This window comes from Anabaena sp. UHCC 0187, from assembly GCF_009712035.1.
Lineage (GTDB): Bacteria > Cyanobacteriota > Cyanobacteriia > Cyanobacteriales > Nostocaceae > Dolichospermum.
This window is the reverse complement of the sequence record NZ_VILB01000020.1, coordinates 1-20,401: the sequence shown is the minus strand read 5'-3', so window position 1 is coordinate 20,401 and position 20,401 is coordinate 1. Positions and strand designations below refer to the sequence as shown.

12 protein-coding genes and 1 CRISPR repeat array are annotated in these 20,401 nt (G+C 37.5%); of the genes, 9 read left to right on the top strand and 3 right to left on the bottom strand.

All coding sequences use genetic code 11. The features are described 5' to 3' along the window. Positions 1 to 29: 29 nt before the first annotated feature. From FJR11_RS19350 to FJR11_RS19340, 3 genes are all read right to left on the bottom strand, one after another. A complete protein-coding gene (locus FJR11_RS19350; protein ID WP_168506657.1) occupies positions 30 to 698 on the bottom strand; it encodes a dienelactone hydrolase family protein in 669 nt (222 codons plus the stop codon). A 199-nt stretch (positions 699 to 897) separates the two neighbouring features. After that, the gene (locus tag FJR11_RS19345) at positions 898 to 1,377 is read right to left on the bottom strand and encodes a hypothetical protein (RefSeq protein ID WP_168506656.1); all 480 of its coding nucleotides are present in this window, start codon (positions 1,375 to 1,377) and stop codon (positions 898 to 900) included. Between the two features lie 82 nt (positions 1,378 to 1,459). Next, complete coding sequence (locus FJR11_RS19340; protein ID WP_168506654.1) at positions 1,460 to 2,647, bottom strand: YafY family protein; 1,188 nt, start codon at positions 2,645 to 2,647, stop codon at positions 1,460 to 1,462. Between the two features lie 215 nt (positions 2,648 to 2,862). Here FJR11_RS19340 and csx18 point away from each other — a divergent pair, with 215 nt between their 5' ends. From csx18 to FJR11_RS19295, 9 genes are all read left to right on the top strand, one after another. Then, positions 2,863 to 3,138: a CRISPR-associated protein Csx18 gene (gene csx18 / locus FJR11_RS19335; protein ID WP_168506652.1), complete on the top strand. Its 276-nt coding sequence runs from the start codon at positions 2,863 to 2,865 to the stop codon at positions 3,136 to 3,138. Between the two features lie 14 nt (positions 3,139 to 3,152). After that, on the top strand, positions 3,153 to 4,145 hold the full coding sequence (gene cas1, locus FJR11_RS19330) for a CRISPR-associated endonuclease Cas1 (RefSeq protein ID WP_168506650.1): 993 nt from the start codon (positions 3,153 to 3,155) through the stop codon (positions 4,143 to 4,145). Between the two features lie 9 nt (positions 4,146 to 4,154). Further along, positions 4,155 to 4,436, top strand: coding sequence for a CRISPR-associated endonuclease Cas2 (cas2, locus tag FJR11_RS19325; protein WP_039203883.1), 282 nt, complete (start codon positions 4,155 to 4,157; stop codon positions 4,434 to 4,436). Positions 4,437 to 4,620: 184 nt separating this feature from the next. Next, positions 4,621 to 11,220: a CRISPR direct-repeat array (repeat unit 36 nt; unit sequence ATTCCCACTCGCTGGGGATATTAATTGAATGGAAAC). Between the two features lie 280 nt (positions 11,221 to 11,500). Further along, complete coding sequence (gene cas10 / locus FJR11_RS19320) at positions 11,501 to 14,446, top strand: type III-B CRISPR-associated protein Cas10/Cmr2 (protein ID WP_168506648.1); 2,946 nt, start codon at positions 11,501 to 11,503, stop codon at positions 14,444 to 14,446. Further along, complete coding sequence (locus tag FJR11_RS19315) at positions 14,446 to 15,567, top strand: type III-B CRISPR module-associated Cmr3 family protein (RefSeq protein ID WP_168506646.1); 1,122 nt, start codon at positions 14,446 to 14,448, stop codon at positions 15,565 to 15,567. Before cas10 ends, FJR11_RS19315 begins: the two co-directional genes overlap by 1 nt. An 11-nt stretch (positions 15,568 to 15,578) precedes the next feature. Further along, entirely contained in the window at positions 15,579 to 16,352 is a 774-nt protein-coding gene (cmr4, locus tag FJR11_RS19310; RefSeq protein ID WP_168506644.1) for a type III-B CRISPR module RAMP protein Cmr4, read from the top strand. A 27-nt stretch (positions 16,353 to 16,379) separates the two neighbouring features. Then, on the top strand, positions 16,380 to 16,775 hold the full coding sequence (locus FJR11_RS19305) for a hypothetical protein (protein ID WP_168506642.1): 396 nt from the start codon (positions 16,380 to 16,382) through the stop codon (positions 16,773 to 16,775). Positions 16,776 to 16,779: 4 nt separating this feature from the next. Then, a complete protein-coding gene (gene cmr6, locus FJR11_RS19300; RefSeq protein ID WP_168506640.1) occupies positions 16,780 to 18,696 on the top strand; it encodes a type III-B CRISPR module RAMP protein Cmr6 in 1,917 nt (638 codons plus the stop codon). Then, entirely contained in the window at positions 18,693 to 20,228 is a 1,536-nt protein-coding gene (locus FJR11_RS19295; RefSeq protein ID WP_168506638.1) for a hypothetical protein, read from the top strand. The genes cmr6 and FJR11_RS19295 overlap by 4 nt, the downstream gene beginning before the upstream one ends. The last annotated feature ends 173 nt before the right edge of the window (positions 20,229 to 20,401 follow it).

The following is a 20,401-nucleotide window of genomic DNA, read 5'->3' as shown; positions in this document are numbered from 1 at the left end:
TACTCAAAGATAAATTAGTAGTTCTATACTTACTTGAGGTACTGCGTAAACCATTCACTTGCCAGTTGTGCTACTGCTGTTAATTTACCTGGTTCTTCAAATAAATGGGTCGCTTTAGGGATAATGTCCAGCCGTTTTACTGAGTGCAACTGTGCTAGTGCATCCTCATTCATTTTTATCACTGGTGTATCGTAACCGCCTACAATTAACAATGTTGGTGCTTTGACATGAGGCAATGCTGAACCTGCTAAATCAGGTCGTCCACCACGGGAAACAATAGCTTGTACTGCCTCTGGACGTTCTGCGGCGGCAACCAGGGCTGCACCTGCTCCGGTACTAGCTCCAAAATAACCTAGTTTCAGATGTCGAGTATCTGGGTTTTGTACCAGCCAATCTGTAGCCCCAACTAACCGGGATGCCAATAAACCAATATCAAAGCGTAAATGTCTGGTTCGCAGATCAATTTCTTCTTCTTCAGCAGTGAGTAAATCAATTAATAAAGTTGCTAGTCCCGCCTGTTGTAAGACTTCAGCAACATAGCGATTGCGGGGACTATGACGGCTGCTACCACTACCATGAGCAAATAAGACTATGCCCGTAGCACCATTGGGAATCACTAAATTACCCTCTAAGTTAACGCCATCTGCCGTCACTGATACCAGATGTTCATGGGGGTTTTGTGCTAATGTTCTATCCATGATCAATAAATTAGGAATTATCTTGTGCTATGAAACCGATAATTCACTTTTTAATGATTCCAATATCCCTATACATCCATCTTTAAATCCATTTTCAACTCAGTCTCAAGATATAATCTCACTGTTGTTCTTGTTGTTGGCGACGTGACTGTTCATGCAGAGTGCCGTAAGTATAATTATTGCTACAAGTAATGTGAATTTAATTGAGATTGAGTGTTTGTAGTTCCTGAAGAATTGCGTTATGTATTTGTTGGGTTTCTTCGCTAGATTTTTCCTGAACTTTAAAAAACTGATTTACGTTATCTTGAATTTCCTGGGGTAAAGATTGAAATTTTTCAGCATTACCAATGATCAACCGACGACCAGGATAAGGGCTAAAATCTTCAAATAGTTCCATACCACAACTAATTAATAACCCCGATAATTCGCCGATGGGGTGGGATTTTTGGTTGTCTTGGGTACAGTTGATTTCAGAAGCTAAATAACCACAGAACCAAGCAATAGTATCAATATCTAAAACAGCGATAAGCTTTGCACAAATTTGATGATTGATTTCTGGGGACTGATAATCAAAAATACTATCTAGCTTCTCAGGACTGCGTTCTTCACAATATTTAATAGCTGACTCTGCTAATATATCAAGTTTTGATTTACCAGGGTTGCCAAATCCTTGACCCATAACATTACCTCTGTCTGTATGGGTATTTTAGCAGATTGGGGAGTTGGGGGGCGATCGCTATCGTGAAATTCAAATAAGAGATTTACATATCTTTATAAAGATAGCGGTCAAATAAAGCTTGTGCAGATTGGCGGTGTTGTTCCACTAATTGAGGAGGGGATAACACTTCTGCTTTGTCCATGTAACGATAAACCCATAAACTAAACTCATTTAAAGACCGAGGTGGTAAATCTACAGAATATTCTATACAAGTATGTTGCCCAGTTTTATCAATTAATCCAGTGGTAATTTTTTGGCGAAGATGACGACGTTCCCCTTCTAAAATAAATGCTGATATTGGTGGAAAAAACCGCACTTTTACTTGAATAAATTTGAGATTTCCTTCTAGTTCGGATTTTTGAGGTTCTGGTTCACCTAAATTTAAACCCCAGCCATTTTCTAGTAACTTATATGCTTTAGCTAAATTTTCTCTCTGTTTTTCTAAACCCCTTGGTAGCATTTTAATAAAAATACAATAGTTATTAAAACGGTTTAATCTCCCTATTGCTAGATGTCCATTCTCGCAATATTCATACAGTAAATACCAAGCGATATCATGATAAATTAATTGTAGGGGAAAAATCTGTATACGTCCAGTTCTATTAAAACCATAAAAGTCATTATTACGAGAGATTTCAATGGCTTCCCCCTTACTAATAGCCTTTTCTACTAATGGTAATTGATGAAATAATGTATCGCGGGTTTCTCCCTGAGTTACCATTTCCTCCGGGTCAGTATGAATAATAGCCCGGTTAAGATGTTGACGAGTAGGATAAAAAAATTCACCATTGAGTTCCATATCTAACCCACGTAATCTTTTACTAAGAGTTTCATAAATGCGTCTAGCTTGGGCATCACCTTGATATTGAGCTTGAGAAGCTAAAGCGTTGAATGCTACTTTTAATTCTGTGATAGAAAGCGCACCAGTACCTAAATAATATCCCCAACGATACATCCGCCGATCAAGGATAGCGTAACGTCTGAGGGTTTCTAAATCTTTGCGTAGTGTAGGAATTGCTGGATATTCTGCGGGTAATTCTATATCCAATTCTGCTGCTAATTTTTGCAGATATACTTTCACAGAACTAATTGCATCATGATTTTCATTGTTACTGGAGTCCAGAAAATCAGGACTACCTATACCTGGATATTTTAACAGTGTAGCAATTAACAGCAGCAAACGTTCAAACGCTAAACGTTCTGTATAGGGATGAGCAGATTTTTTAGGCATGGTAAAGGAATCACTGGCAGGAATTTATAGTAAATTAATCTAAGTGCAAAAAGAAAATATTCAGGATGCTAATAAAAATTGGCTGTAAGCATTGTCAATATTGCTTTAGGCAAGATAACTATAATAATTTAGTTTATAACCTTTTTCTGGCTTTTGGCTAATTCTGCGGTTATTGTAGTCAATATCATCACTTTAAAGTCAGCCTTTTTAGCACTATGTATATTTCTCGACGTTCTGCTACTGTCAGAAATGTTTCTATATCTACTGTTAATGGTGGTATTACTCTGGTAATTTTGTTGATCGCACCTTTAGGTTTAGCAGCAGTAATTATTAATACTACGTTAGTCACGGTTGCTACTTATATAGTTGCCAGTGCGGCCGATAGAGTTGTTTTGTGGTTAGAACCGGAACAGAATGCAGAATTAACCTCTTCTGGAGATGGTGAACATCGTTCTTCAAAGAAATCTAATTTACAACGTTGGTGGCGTTAATAATTCATAATTTCATGCAAACTCTTTATGTTTCTGAGCAAAATTGCTATGTGTGTTTACAAAAAGAAACTTTGCTAGTTAAGCAAGGGGAAACTATATATGCTGAAGTGCAGTTACCTCTGTTAGAGCAAATTCTGATCTTTGGAAAATCGCAATTAACTACCCAAGTTATTCGTGCTTGTTTATGGCGAGATATTCCCATTGCCTACTTATCACGCATGGGTTATTGCTATGGCAGAATTTTACCGATTTCTAGGGGATATCGGCAGTTATCACGTTATCAACAACAATTATCTCCTGTAGAAAAGTTGATTACTGCTAGGGCTATGATCAAAGGTAAGTTGAAAAATAGTAGGGTGTTGTTACGAAGACAAAAGAAAAAAAAGGAATCGGAGCTTTTAGAACGGGTTTTACAGAGTTTAGATTACCTAGCTGACCAAGTAGCACAGGCTGATAATTTAGAACGGTTAATGGGGTTTGAAGGTGCTGGTGCAGCTCAATATTTTTCAGCTTTTAGTGAATGTTTAACAAACCCTGATTTTGTGTTTTCCGGTCGGAGTCGTCGTCCTCCAGGAAACCCAGTGAATGCCATGCTAAGTTTTGGTTATCAAGTTCTTTGGAATCACTTATTAGCGTTAATTGAAATTCAAGGACTTGATCCTTATTATGCCTGTTTACATCAAGCCCATGATGGTCATGCAGCGTTGGCTTCTGATTTAATTGAGGAGTTTCGCGCCCCATTTATAGATTCTTTAGTGATGTGGTTAATTAATCGCAAAATTGTTAATGCTGAAGCTGATTTTGAGTTTAAAAATGGTGGTTGTTATTTGAATGATGCGGGAAGGAAGAAATTTCTACGGGCGTTTTTACAACGGATGTCTGAAGAAATACAAACTGATGAGGGAATTAAACAACCAAAATGGGATTTATTAACTAAACAGGTGAGGGCTTTTAAGCAGTTTGTTTATAATCCTAGTCATCATTATCAACCCTATCGAATTGACTAAAATTATGTTATGTTTTTGTATGTGATTGCTTATGATATTCCCTGTAATAAACGGCGCAAAAAAGTAGCTGATTTATTGGAAGGTTATGGACAGCGTGTACAGTATTCTGTGTTTGAATGTCAGTTGAGTACAGAAAAATATCAGGATTTACGTCGTCAGTTGAGGAAAAAACTGAAGTTAGAAGAAGATAATGTTAGGTTTTATCCTTTGTCTCGACATACTCTATCTCAAGTGGAAACTTGGGGTGTGGGAATACCTGTGATTGAACCACCTAGTTCAATTATCATTTAGTTGTTGCCGATGTTTGGGGAAAATAGCTGAAGTGTTGATTTTATGGTTGTGAACTTCGGTTGCTTATTGGATAAGGGTTACGCGGTTTTTAATGGTAGTTTTGTAGACTGGTTGGCAGTGATTTTTGCTGACCTTCGGAAAGTGGGTCTAGACTCCTTACCCAGTAAGGGGTTAAAATGAAGGGATTCCCACTCGCTGGGGATATTAATTGAATGGAAACAAAAAGCCTAATTTGGATGCGTTTATTATTTTAGAAAATTCCCACTCGCTGGGGATATTAATTGAATGGAAACTACAGTAATAAATTGTTTTATATAAAAGACATTAAATTCCCACTCGCTGGGGATATTAATTGAATGGAAACATAAGAATAAGCTAACTTAGGAAATTGTGTTAGTAATTCCCACTCGCTGGGGATATTAATTGAATGGAAACAACAAATAGTAAAGTTACTGTAAGTTGTTAATATGAGATTCCCACTCGCTGGGGATATTAATTGAATGGAAACTTTTACTGACTTAGGCTCTTTAGGTAAAAGTTTCTTTAGTATTCCCACTCGCTGGGGATATTAATTGAATGGAAACTGTTAACAAACTCTTGTCTTATCTCTTCATTGTTTGGATTCCCACTCGCTGGGGATATTAATTGAATGGAAACAGCCCATTGCATACCGTTCTATAATTTCGGTATCAGTTTATTCCCACTCGCTGGGGATATTAATTGAATGGAAACCTGACCCCATAGATTCCATAACCACCTAATCCCGAACCAATTCCCACTCGCTGGGGATATTAATTGAATGGAAACACTGACAAAAGCTTTTTTCCAAACGTCACCTGACTCATCACCATTCCCACTCGCTGGGGATATTAATTGAATGGAAACTGAAAATCACGGTCATTATTTCGGACTTCAAACATTCCCACTCGCTGGGGATATTAATTGAATGGAAACACTCCGTGACTATATTGTGTTAATACTTGCTTTGTGGTAATTCCCACTCGCTGGGGATATTAATTGAATGGAAACTCAAAGCAGAAGTGCAGATTGTTTTAGTAGCCATTTGTCATTCCCACTCGCTGGGGATATTAATTGAATGGAAACATAGGGGGGTTTAATCTTCCATGCGATCGCGTTAAAAGAATTCCCACTCGCTGGGGATATTAATTGAATGGAAACGACTGAACAAAGAACGGGCAGGTTTTGCATTGCATTTTATTCCCACTCGCTGGGGATATTAATTGAATGGAAACCATAGGTTTAGAGGTAGGTTAACTTGAAAGGCTTACTCATTCCCACTCGCTGGGGATATTAATTGAATGGAAACAGTAAGGATAAAGTTAAACGGGCTAAACGTGATATTCCCACTCGCTGGGGATATTAATTGAATGGAAACGCTATCTCTAATATCAATAATGTCATCTAATTTAGCAGCGGATTCCCACTCGCTGGGGATATTAATTGAATGGAAACAAATTACCCTTAAATAATCCACTAAAGATTGTAGAATTCCCACTCGCTGGGGATATTAATTGAATGGAAACTTTGAAGCTTCTTCAGTAGCAATCTTATCTAGTCTTTCTTGCATTCCCACTCGCTGGGGATATTAATTGAATGGAAACAAGTTAGCTATTACTTGTGCTGGGGTTACAATGATATATTCCCACTCGCTGGGGATATTAATTGAATGGAAACGCTCCCACAATAGTAATACTTGCAGCAGTATCAGATTCCCACTCGCTGGGGATATTAATTGAATGGAAACTTCCAACATAACAAGTGCCAGCAATAATATCATCATTCCCACTCGCTGGGGATATTAATTGAATGGAAACATTTGAAGCTTTCTCAGACATAGCTTCAAATAGTGCAATTCCCACTCGCTGGGGATATTAATTGAATGGAAACGGCGTTTTAGGGATTGCTCCCTGAGAAGTTACAACGTTTTGGGATTCCCACTCGCTGGGGATATTAATTGAATGGAAACTGCTGTGTGAGTCTTTACTTTATATCTCTGTCTTAGATAGTTATTCCCACTCGCTGGGGATATTAATTGAATGGAAACCAGATAGCTTGTCATAGATATCAAACTAGCTTCTAATTCCCACTCGCTGGGGATATTAATTGAATGGAAACCCTCCTCCTTCAAACTCTTCAAGCTTAGAAAGAGTTTGAAATTCCCACTCGCTGGGGATATTAATTGAATGGAAACATCAATAGTAAGTCTACTGGTAATTTAGCTTTTTATTCCCACTCGCTGGGGATATTAATTGAATGGAAACTAACCACTTCAAGTCAACTGGGCTTAGTCTGCTGTCATTAATTCCCACTCGCTGGGGATATTAATTGAATGGAAACTACAATCAAGTCAATTTCTAAGCTCTCATCATCTAATTCCCACTCGCTGGGGATATTAATTGAATGGAAACACGTTGACAAGCATGAAGCAACTCATGGTGTAGCATATTCCCACTCGCTGGGGATATTAATTGAATGGAAACATCCTCAATACTGTCTACTGAAGAGTTTAGTACATTCCCACTCGCTGGGGATATTAATTGAATGGAAACTGGTACTACCAGGTTTGTTTGCCCCAGCACAAACACATTCCCACTCGCTGGGGATATTAATTGAATGGAAACAATACCGCTACTAGATAACCTTTATCTACTGGATATTCCCACTCGCTGGGGATATTAATTGAATGGAAACTTGAAAAATCTTTAAATCAAGCTCGTTAAAATCAGAGACTTATTCCCACTCGCTGGGGATATTAATTGAATGGAAACAATAGTGTTATTACTTAATACGATATTACCTCCCACAAATTCCCACTCGCTGGGGATATTAATTGAATGGAAACAAAGAACGTACAGTTAGCACTATTTTCACTAATGAAATTCCCACTCGCTGGGGATATTAATTGAATGGAAACACTAAAGCTAATAGAGCGTTTAGATGACAAAGATGAAGTAAAATTCCCACTCGCTGGGGATATTAATTGAATGGAAACGTTTCTAGGTTAAGGCTTCTATCAGAAATACCTCTGTATATTCCCACTCGCTGGGGATATTAATTGAATGGAAACGTGCACTCTCTATTTATCCTCTAACTTGAGGAGAGTGTAAGTAATTCCCACTCGCTGGGGATATTAATTGAATGGAAACAGGTGATACACAAACGCTTCAAACTTACGATACAATTCCCACTCGCTGGGGATATTAATTGAATGGAAACAATTTAATCAAGCTTTCGGTATCAAGGTATTCGTAGGATTCCCACTCGCTGGGGATATTAATTGAATGGAAACTTTCAGTTACCCAGAATTGAAACTTCATAGGGTTACATTCCCACTCGCTGGGGATATTAATTGAATGGAAACGCTCCTTTTGTTTGTTATTAAATACAAAGGAGTCTAATTCCCACTCGCTGGGGATATTAATTGAATGGAAACGATATAGGTTACTTACAATAACTACTTTACTAATAGCTATTCCCACTCGCTGGGGATATTAATTGAATGGAAACAATTTACACCCCTCATGTTATAGTGACCCTACATGATTCCCACTCGCTGGGGATATTAATTGAATGGAAACAGAATATTGAGATTTGATGTAAGCAAACTGAGTAATCATTCCCACTCGCTGGGGATATTAATTGAATGGAAACAACAGTTTTGCAGATTCTCCTATGATTCCACTATAAGATTCCCACTCGCTGGGGATATTAATTGAATGGAAACAGTTTCTTGCCTCCAAGTTTTATGGAGATAATTCCGATAATTTGTTATTCCCACTCGCTGGGGATATTAATTGAATGGAAACTACCAGTTTTATTGTTCCGGTGTTTGACATCCCAAAACATTCCCACTCGCTGGGGATATTAATTGAATGGAAACTATTTCTCATTAACATGACATTCACCTTCAATTATGATTCCCACTCGCTGGGGATATTAATTGAATGGAAACTACCGCGTCAATACGTCTCATGTACACAGCGTTATATATTCCCACTCGCTGGGGATATTAATTGAATGGAAACGTAAATGCACTATATCCGTGGGACATCATTGAACGAGATTCCCACTCGCTGGGGATATTAATTGAATGGAAACTTGAGATGCTTTGTATTGATGCCGAACAAACTAAATCAAATTCCCACTCGCTGGGGATATTAATTGAATGGAAACTTCCTAGAAATTCTGCCTAATACTAAGGGTCTATATTCCCACTCGCTGGGGATATTAATTGAATGGAAACGTGAAGATAGCATATCAACAGCATTGTCAGTGATATTATTCCCACTCGCTGGGGATATTAATTGAATGGAAACCTGGCTATTCCAAGGAGATATACAAGTAAGTTTATTGACTAAAATTCCCACTCGCTGGGGATATTAATTGAATGGAAACATCTACTTCTTGTTGGTAAATACACATGACAAGTAATCTCCAATTCCCACTCGCTGGGGATATTAATTGAATGGAAACCTTTTTTAGTCGGGTATGTAGTTCTAGATAATATATTCCCACTCGCTGGGGATATTAATTGAATGGAAACCTCAACCACTCGCTGACTCGACAGAATACTAGGAGATTCCCACTCGCTGGGGATATTAATTGAATGGAAACGTCTAAGTGCCTAAACTTTTATCAAGACGCGATCAATTCCCACTCGCTGGGGATATTAATTGAATGGAAACTCCGACAATGTACCGTAACCGAGTGTTTTAAGCACAATTCCCACTCGCTGGGGATATTAATTGAATGGAAACCTTACTAATTGCAGTTGTAGCGCAATTAGTTAACCGTGTATTCCCACTCGCTGGGGATATTAATTGAATGGAAACAAGTTATGAAGCTATTAATCATGAAGTTATCCTTTATTATTCCCACTCGCTGGGGATATTAATTGAATGGAAACCAAAACAAGAGAAATATGCAAACTTCACTCTTGCCTAATTCCCACTCGCTGGGGATATTAATTGAATGGAAACTCCTATTTTGATATTCAAAAGACTTCACTAGCTAAATTCCCACTCGCTGGGGATATTAATTGAATGGAAACAATATCTGTTACTACCTGTAAACAAGCCAGCATTATTCCCACTCGCTGGGGATATTAATTGAATGGAAACCCACCATTTCTAACGGCTTGATAGAGTTCTGTATCTGTTATTCCCACTCGCTGGGGATATTAATTGAATGGAAACGTAACCGTATCCCCACCACCGAGAAGGCAGTTCACATTCCCACTCGCTGGGGATATTAATTGAATGGAAACACTACACCTCTTCTTGATTACATTGAGACACAAAACATTCCCACTCGCTGGGGATATTAATTGAATGGAAACTTGATGTCGTCATCCCAAAGAATTTCGCAGCAATCACCATTCCCACTCGCTGGGGATATTAATTGAATGGAAACTAACCCGTCTGAAGATGCCAAGGTGATTCCTTGGCATTCCCACTCGCTGGGGATATTAATTGAATGGAAACTACTAAATCGAAGTATGTCATTGTCTTTGTTTGTTTCCGTTTCAAATTCCCACTCGCTGGGGATATTAATTGAATGGAAACTTGTTAATCTCATCAGCCTTGAGTGACTGAACTTTCATTCCCACTCGCTGGGGATATTAATTGAATGGAAACTCGCGCTGATGCTGTGCCACTATTCTTGATGGCTTCATTCCCACTCGCTGGGGATATTAATTGAATGGAAACAGTGTTGTCTCATAAGTTGTCGGGTTATCTAGTTGCTGGTTATTCCCACTCGCTGGGGATATTAATTGAATGGAAACCAGATTATTCCACTGGTGATATCTAAGATATTTCCCTCTAATTCCCACTCGCTGGGGATATTAATTGAATGGAAACTCGACACGTTGATGTTGGTAAGTGTTCCGTTTGAACTGCTTCCGTATTCCCACTCGCTGGGGATATTAATTGAATGGAAACGAGCCTGTGATCTCACAAATTACTGTAACTGTGTAAGCTATTCCCACTCGCTGGGGATATTAATTGAATGGAAACTTTATTAAATAACTCAAGTTGTTCTAACTCAAGTTCGTTATTCCCACTCGCTGGGGATATTAATTGAATGGAAACCTACATTACGTTCAATTAGAGATGAGTTATTTGAGAATATTCCCACTCGCTGGGGATATTAATTGAATGGAAACATAGAGTAAATCCTCCAACACTACTTTGTTACCGGGGATTCCCACTCGCTGGGGATATTAATTGAATGGAAACCTAAACGGTCTTAAAATATCCGTCAAGCGATCAACTAATTCCCACTCGCTGGGGATATTAATTGAATGGAAACGGTTATTGACACTAAGGTCTTTTGGTAGACCTTGTTGTTATTCCCACTCGCTGGGGATATTAATTGAATGGAAACGAATAATAATTTACTATTCCAATGCTCACCTTTTTTAATCTTGAAGATTCCCACTCGCTGGGGATATTAATTGAATGGAAACCTCCTGAAGTAGCTCACTCTGATTTTGAAAGAAGAAGCACATTCCCACTCGCTGGGGATATTAATTGAATGGAAACTCAGTTTGCGCCAATCTAAGACCTTTCTTCATTCTAGATTCCCACTCGCTGGGGATATTAATTGAATGGAAACGACACGGACTAAAGCAGCCTCTAAAGCGGTTTTCTCAATTCCCACTCGCTGGGGATATTAATTGAATGGAAACCCTACCTTGGTATTCACACTCACAGATATTTGGCAAATTCCCACTCGCTGGGGATATTAATTGAATGGAAACTGGTTTAACCTTAAAAAAAATGATACCAACAACAGTTAATACAATACATTTGAACTAATAAGTGGAGTCAACGAAAAACTAAAGTGTAGTACCTGCATAAATAAAAACTGATGTCAAAAACAAGAAAATATTTGTAATGAAATTCTTATAGGCAGGAAAACCCTAACAAACAGGGCATTATAGGAATTATCTAGAGAAATGTTGCAATATTTTATATTTATAGACAAATACTGAATCAAGGCTATACAATGCGTATATAAGCTACATAAGGAAACTACTAGTGTCTGAAGAATATTGGCGGGCTAAAATCTGGGGGTTACTACATGACCCCGTACTAAAGGCATTGCATAACAATAGTGGTCGGGGTAAAAATAGCTTCTATGAACAGTTAGAAGTGATGAAACCTTGGGTTGATGCAGGTAAAATCCCTGGTAAATCCGGTGGTAAAGTATTAGAAAATATATTGTTAGCTGACTATATCGCCTCAGCTAGTGACAGATCCGCCATAGGTAGTGTTACAGCCAGTATAAATTATGCGCCAGGTAATAACCGTGACAAGGGATTAGAGATTACACATCTATTATCAGGTGCAAAGCAAGACTTTAAAATCAAACTGCATACCGAACTTATAGAATCTAAACGTCAAGAATTTTTAGAAAAAAAAGAAGAAGAAATATTACAAGAAATAGCCACTCATTTAAGAACCGACATTAAGAATATCAAACCTTTATTTTGGTGGTTATGGCGTTGTTTACCACAAGCAACCTGTGATTTATTTGAAGATAGTTCATTAATGTTAATGCCAGCAGAAACTCGCATTCCCGATGCTTCCATTTGGAGTCATGTGAGTATGACATCCGCATTAGCCGGTGCATTAGCAGGATATGATTTAACAGCAGAACAAGTACAGCGTTGGACAGGTGAAGAACTATCTCATCCTTACTTAGCAGTATTTAGTTTTACACCAGTACAAGAATTAATTAAATCCAGTCGTAAAATGCGCGACTTTTGGGCTGGTTCTTGGCTACTGCATTATCTCTCAGCTAAAGTTTGTTGGGTTTTAGCTAACCAATATGGACCAGATACATTACTTTATCCTAGTCTTTATCAACAACCATTAATTGACCATTGGTTATTACAAAAATATCCAGAATTTAAGGATTGGATAAAAACACCATCACCAGAATCATTATTAACCGCCGGATTCCCTAATGTTTTAGTATTGGTTTTACCTAAAGACAAAGTTCAAGCTGCTATGCAAACAGCCCAACAAACGCTGTTAGAAGAATGGTTAAAAATTGGGAATTTAGTATTTAATGAATTGCATGATCAGCGCCATTGGATGCAACAGCTAAAATCCACTCATACTACTTGGAAAGGTTGGTTAAAATCCCAATGGCAATTTTACTGGACAGCATTACCCATTGGTAAATATGGAGAAGAGTTTAAATGTTCTGCTGATAAAAATAAACATTCAGAATTTGAAAAATGGTCAGATTCTCAAAACGAAGCATATAATATAATAAATAACCAGAATAGGCTTTTTAAAGAAAAAGAGTTAGAGTTATTACGAGAAGCTCATCAACAACGTTGGGAAAGACAAAGCCGAGGTTTTAGTGCCAATATTGGTTCATGGTGGGGTTATATATTTGATGCTACCCGTAATAGTTTAGCATCAGTTAAAAACGCTAGAAACTGGGAAATGCCTACAGCATTTGGACCACGTTCTACAATTTCTGGTATTGGATCTGTGGTTAATCCTGGTAAAGATGGAAAAGACTGGATAACAGAAGGTGAAACTCAGAATTATTGGAAACACCAAGCTGGTTTATTTGATGGTACAGAACAACTAAATGCCACCGAAGTCGTCAAGCGTGGTTTAGCTAAAATTCTACCCAAATTATTGGAAGTTCCTGGTTTAGAAATATCGTATCCAGATTTAACCTCTGGTGTTGGTGGGTATTTAAAAAATCATGATTTTAGTCATTTACAAACATTTCAGTCAGCTTGTCGAGAATTACAAAATTGGGTTTTAAAAACTCAAACCAAAATTCCTGATGCAATTACAGAGAACTGGGGTATTCCTTGGATAGATAAAGAAAACCCTAACATGGGTAAATATCATCCACGACTATTAAATACAGGATGGTTATTAGAAGAACTGGATAATATTGATAATTACAAAAATCAATATACCAAAGACATTAATGATATCATTAGTAAATATTATCCCAAAAATAACCCATCAAATTGGTATGTATTAGCAGCCGGTGATGGTGACGGAATGAGTGAATGGTTAAAGGGAACAAAAATGAAAACATATCGTGATTATATTCCCGATGGTTTTGCAGATAAAGTAACCCTCACAAACTTCCCAGAGTTCCTAAAACTTACCAAAAGAATGGGACCGAGTACCCACAGTGCATTAAGTCGGGCATTACTAGACTTCTCTAATCAATTAGTACCTTACCTCACTCAAACCCGTTACGCTGGTAAACTAATTTACGGTGGTGGTGATGACGTTTTAGCCTATACGAACCTCTGGGAATGGGATAAATGGTTGTGGGATATCCGCCAATGTTTTAAAGGTGCTGAAGACCCTCATGGAGAGTTTAGTAACAGTGGGGATTATTGGAAATGGACAGATTGTTCTAAATTACCCAAAGGTATCCATGACCGCCCCCTATTCACAATGGGAAGTGAAGCCACCATTAGCTTTGGTATCGTAATTGCCCATCACTCAGTACCGTTGGCGATCGCCCTCGAAAGTCTCTGGGAAGCAGAAGCAAAAGCCAAAGACCATGTTTATACAGATGACAAAGGTGAAAAAGAGCAAAAAGACGCTGTACAAGTGCGGGTACTCTACGGAAACGGCAACACCCTGAAATCTACGGCTAAGTTTGATGTTTTCTATCAGTGGCAACAATTAATCACAGGTGAATTAGACAGTGCCATCTTTGAACAAGCAGCGAGTCTGTGGAGTCAACACCCAGCACCGAGTCTGGAGTCCATAGAACCCTGGACTAGATTGTTTTGCGATCGCCGTGACCAATTCCAAACTGATGAACCCGCGAAAACAAAGCTCCGGGAACACCTAGCAAAATTTCTCAAAGCATTGTTTACCACTACCCAAACCAAAGACCTAGACACTGAAATTCAAAATTGGCTGAAACTTGCGGCTTTTGTTAAACGCAACCGTGATATCACATTAGGAGGTGCTAATTAATGTACTGGTACAAACTTACACCATTGGACATATTAATGTTACGAGATGCCAAACCATTTTCACCACAAGAAAGGGCATGGGCAGGTAGTGTGTTTCCTCCCAATGGTCATACTATTGCTGGGGCATTTAAGGGGTTATTAGGGGAAAAGAAAGACTTTAATATAGTTGGTCCATTCCTTTGTTATGAAAGCACAGAAAACACCTTGTATCTTCCGCGTCCGTTGGGGTTTGTGAAATCTACAGCCCTTGTACCTTTGAAATGGGAAACCAAATCTCATATAAATAATGCCTTATGGGATGAAACCCAACCTTGTCCATTGGTGAAACCTCATAATGCTAAAGATGAAGATGAGGAAGAGGAAGACAACGATATATCATCAAAATGTGTAGGGAGTTCCGAAGCAAAGTTTAGACAATATTTACCTTATGATGTTGTCAAAAAATACTTAGAATCTGGTAGAATTGACAAGGAGAATTGGCAAGCCATTGAAGGTAGACACGAAGATAAACCCTGGACAATAGAAACCCGTTCTCATAATAGTATTGAACCCGGAACAAAGCAAGTCAAAGATGCTGATGGTTATTTTGTAGAAAATGCTATTAGACTACATCAAAATTGGAGTTTCGCTATAGGAATTGACACACCAATTACAACACCTGCTACAATCAGATTGGGAGGAGAAGGACACAGAGTAATTGTAGAATCTTGTCCAGAATTGGAAGAACAATGGCAAGAATTACAAAAGATTTCCGGTGATAATTTTAATCATCATGATAAATCAATTGCTTATTTAGTTACCCCTGGTGTTTTTGAAAGACCACATACAGATAAGCACCAACAGAGAATGAACTTATGTCGTCCTTATCCCTGGGAATGGAAACTCAAGGATGGTAATTTTGTGAGTATGTCCACAGAAAAAGCCGTACCCATTAGTTGTAGAATCAGGGATGAAGATAAAAATAGCATTCCCGCACCCCAAGTATTTGCAGCACCACCGGGGAGTTTGTACTATTTGAATAAACCTCAAGGGTTGTTTCAGGATAATAAAGAATCCCGTGTAAATAACTGGCGAAAACTCGGTTATTCAGAAATGTTGTGGATTAAGTATCAAGGAAATTAGGAAAAATAACGATGGAATACATTTATTTATATCTGCTTTCACCATTACATACAGGTGGTACAACTCAAGAAGGTAACTTGCTAGGAATTGCCCGTGAATCACATACTAATTTACCTTACATTCCGTCCAGTACAGTTCGTGGTAAAGTTCGGTCAACTGTCACAGACAAAGATACACAATATCAACTATTTGGCAATGACTTAAAAGATGGCAAATTAGAACAAGGTAATATTTGGATTGGTGATGCTTCTATATTATGGTTGCCAGTACCTTCATTAAGTCATAGTGTAGTTTGGGTTAGTTGTCCTCTCTTACTACAACGTTGGCAACGTTTGCAAAGTGGAAAATTACCCATACCTCCAGAGTACAGTTGTAACTTTAATAATAGTGCTGCGGTTTATCTCAAAGATGCAATCATCAAAGCAGAACAATTACAATCAGGAAATAATGTAGAACAATTTGTACCCAAATCTAATACTACCAGTTCTATAAATCGGTTATTAGTTTTACCAGATAAACATTGTGCCACATTAATTCAGATGAGTTTATGGAGACAAGTAAAAATTAAACTCGATGAACATAAATCAGTAGATGGTGGTTTCCGTTATGAAGAAGCAATTCCACCGGATACATTAATGTACTTACCTTGGGGAATTACATCACAAGCTAATGGGACATCACAAAAGTCTTACGATGATTTCAAAAGTTTATTAGCTACTAATGAAATCTTGCAGATTGGTGGACAAGAAAGTTTAGGACGTGGATTTGTCCAACAATGGATGTAATTATTAATAGTACAGGAATGAATCAATATGAGCTTTGACCCTAGAACAATTGCCACACCAATTTATGAAGCTTTACATAATTTGCGTTCACTACCCAATCAAGATGACACTCGTTTAAAACAACAAAAAAGTCAAGCAGTAGAACTATATACTTATCTTTCTACGTGGGGAATGATGCGATTAAAAGCTGAAGAAATGGCATTACCTAATGGGATGTTGGGTAAAAAACAAGTGGTGGAAAAATTCTTTGAATGTTTACAAGCAGTATCAGGAATACCAAACTTATCAGGTCAACAAGGTTTAACAACGCTAAAAAATCTTGGTACAGATGAATATTTAGGTATCACAGGTTTAGGACTAGCTTTAGCACAAGAGTTTAGTTTTTGGGCTACTGCAATTTACGCAGGTATTGAAGGAGAATAAAATTATGGTATTTGAAAAACCCAAAAAGCCCAATAAACAAGATATCAGTAAACCCAAAAAAGTAATTACTGTTGGTAATGGTGGTAGTGGCGGTGGTAGTTCCAGTAGTCATGGGGGACATAGCGGTGGTCATCAATCTCCTATGCCATCTCCCTGGTTGAATGCAAACAATGAACCAAAACCCCATCCAGAGGCAAGCTTTGTAGAATATCTGCGTTGGATGCGATCGCCAGATACCGATAATAAATACAAAGACCCCACTAAAGTCCAAATTTTGCAAATGGCAGAACAAGGTGCAAACTATTCCAAGCGATTACAAGAACTTACAAGACGCACCGAATTAATCGCCCAAAATAGTTTCAAAGTTCAATGTCCTTGGCGTATTAGAGTAGGAGGACATAGAGGACCAGAAAGTATTTTATTACCCGCTTTTGATGCTTTGGGTATTCCTTATATTCCCTCTAGCACCCTGCGCGGAGTGGCCAGAACCCAAGCTATCAGGGAAATAATGGCACAGCAAAATATTAATTGGAAAAATGCCGAGAAACAGGTTGCACCTTGGTTTGGTTCAGTAGAAACTAATAATAAAAAAGATCAAGCAGGTAAAGTAGTATTTCTAGACGCTTATCCTTTAGGTGATCAAAATATACTAGCTGTAGACATGGCTAATAATATCTGGCAGTGGGATAATAATTCACCCAAATATAGCCCCAATCCTAACCCGTTTCTCAGTTTAGAAAAACCCATGTTTATGATTGGGTTACGGTTAGCTAGTAACTGTCAAGATAAAGAGATATTAGAACAAGTAAAACAGTGGTTAATCAAGGGTTTACAAGCTGGTGTGGGTTCTCAGGTTAACACAGGTTATGGTCAACTAAATCCCGCAGGAAAACTTGAGAATAACAGTGAATTTTTCCGGGTTGAATTTATTATAGAAGGTCAATTAATTCACGGGCAGCAGAAGTTTAGAAATATTAATCAACCTTATAGAATAGCTAATAATGGAAACATAAGAACGGAAACAATTAATCATCCAGAAGTCCGCCCGGTTGCTTTTAAATCAATGTTACGTTATTGGTTTAGAACTTTTGCACTGGGAATTTTAGAGGCTGGACAAGTTCAAGAATGGGAAAATAAAATCTTTGGTGGGATTAATCCTAGTAAACAATATGGTTGGTTAATGGTTAGAGTTTTAGAAGGAAAAATTACTCAAAAAGAAGCCCAGCGTAACAATGATAACTGTGGTGAACAGGAAGGAATTTTAACATTAAATTACTCACCAGAAATAACCAAAGATAAACAAGATAATTTGCAGAAATTAATCAAAAATCTCACTTGGTTAATGTTTCATTTAGGTGGTATTGGTCAAGGTGCAAGAAGACCTTGTTATTCTCGCCAAAATAACCAATATGCCCCCTGGTGGCGTGGTTCAACTTTAATACCTGATAGTAAAGATTCATTTTGGGAATTACCAGAAACTGCACAACAATTTCAGAAATTATTCCGACAAAGAATGGAAGCGTTTTATCAAGCATTACAAGGGTTAGGTATTAATTTCAATTATCGGCAGCTAAGGAATTGTGGAACTGTTAACTCTTTTGTATGGATTGAAGCACTAGATATTAATGCCAAAATTGTAGTTGTCAGCAATCAAGATGATAGCACTAAAGGCTATGCTTTAAAAAGCTTACATCAATATTTTCATCAATTAGAAACACAAAATTATACCGATTCTAAAAATTTATGTGGGGGTGTTAAAAAGGATTTCCCCAACGGGATAAAACGTGAAGTTATTCCTTCCCCTATATGGATTGCAAATTTAGGTGATTACCAAGTAGTAACCGTATTTGGTGCTAATGCTAATCCCCGTCAACAATATTTAGAAAATTTACAGAATAAACTGCCAATTTTTCCACTATGAAAACAACAAATAACACAAATCAAGTTAGCACCCTAATCATCACTGTAGGAACTCGACAAATAGGATGGCGTTGTAAAGATGGTATCATTCGTTCCTTTGGTGCAGATGGGAATATTGGTTATCCTAAACATATCAACGAGTTATATCAAGAATTAGACATAGAACGTGGTAAACATCAGGATGCAGATGGTAAAACCTATCCTTGGAGTGGTAGAGATTTAGGTCAGCGTTATTATGAATACTGCAAAGAATGGTTAGGTGGCGATTTTAGTAAGATTGAATTACTTTTAGATAAAACCGTCATTGAAGCAGGAATTAAACAAGGTTTAAAACATATTATACTTTGGGGAACTGACCAACCAGAAACCGTTTCTTGGGCTTATCGTCGTCTTGATACCCTGTGGATAGCAGGACTAATGGCGGCTAAAATTAAAAGTCTGTTTCCTGATATCCGAGTTGATATTCATGCACCAAAAATCAATGCTAATGATAGTGAAGCAATTCGCCAAGAATTAGAACAATTAGTTTTAAAAGAAGCCATAAGTGCTTTTACTCCTATCAGAAACCAAGAATTTATTCTATGGATTCAAACTAAAGGATGTACCCCTGTCATTGCTTCTAACGTGGAAATTTGTGCAGCCGCTTTAGTACGTCAATATCAAGTATTTAATGCTAGTCCTAATGAACCAAACGAATTTTTTACTACTTTAGAAAATGGTTTAGTTACTGCTAATCATTCCCAAACTTTCAGTTTAATTTCTATGGCAGAATATTTCTGGTCACTGGAAAAAGTAAAAATTCAGTCTGCTTGGGAAAGAGGCGATTTTTCAGAAGCACAGATTTGGTTAGCGGTTCATCAACATCGCCATCCAGTATTATATAAACTAGCTGGGTTTTTAGCACAGTATAGTAATTGGGAATCCAATAAAGAATTTTACCAAAAACTCAAAGATTGGATAGGTTCTAATGATGTATCTGAATTGGTTACTTCAGAACAAGTTGCAACTTGGAAAACCCAACTCCAAAAAATGCAAGCTGACAAAATTACTAATTTATGGGAGTCTACCTTAATACTAGAATTAGCGTTGAAACGAGAAAATTACACCACAGCATTTATTCAGTTTGTACAAATTCTGGAACAATTATTATACCTGCAATCTATCAATCAAAAATGGCATATCAAAGGTTGGATAGTTAATAATCAAGATGAAGCTACTCTACAACAATTAATGCAAGGTTGGTGTATTTACAAGAAATTCAAGGAAGATACTAAATGGTCAAAGTTAATGACTGATATGAGAAAAAAACGCAACCAAATTATTCATGAAGGTGAATCCGTAAATTCTAAACAAGTTGGTGATATTTGGGCTAATAATGGATTTGATGGAGTTAAAATACCAACAACACCAACAATCATTAAAAACCTGATGATAGATCTACTCAAAGAAATTAGCACTGCTCCTAATTTGAATAATTTATTGATGCGATCGCTTTACCAATGGGGACTAAATTATCTTCAAGACGCTGGTTAATCACTTGCCACATTCTTAGAGAATTAGTACAAATTCATTCTGAATACCCCACTCAGTCTTCTCTAAGAATAGTGAAACAAATGTCTTCTAACAATCATTGATTTACTAAATTAGTATTACTTAAAATAATGAAATTGCATTTTATTTGTCCAAAAAGCTTATTAGTATTTTTG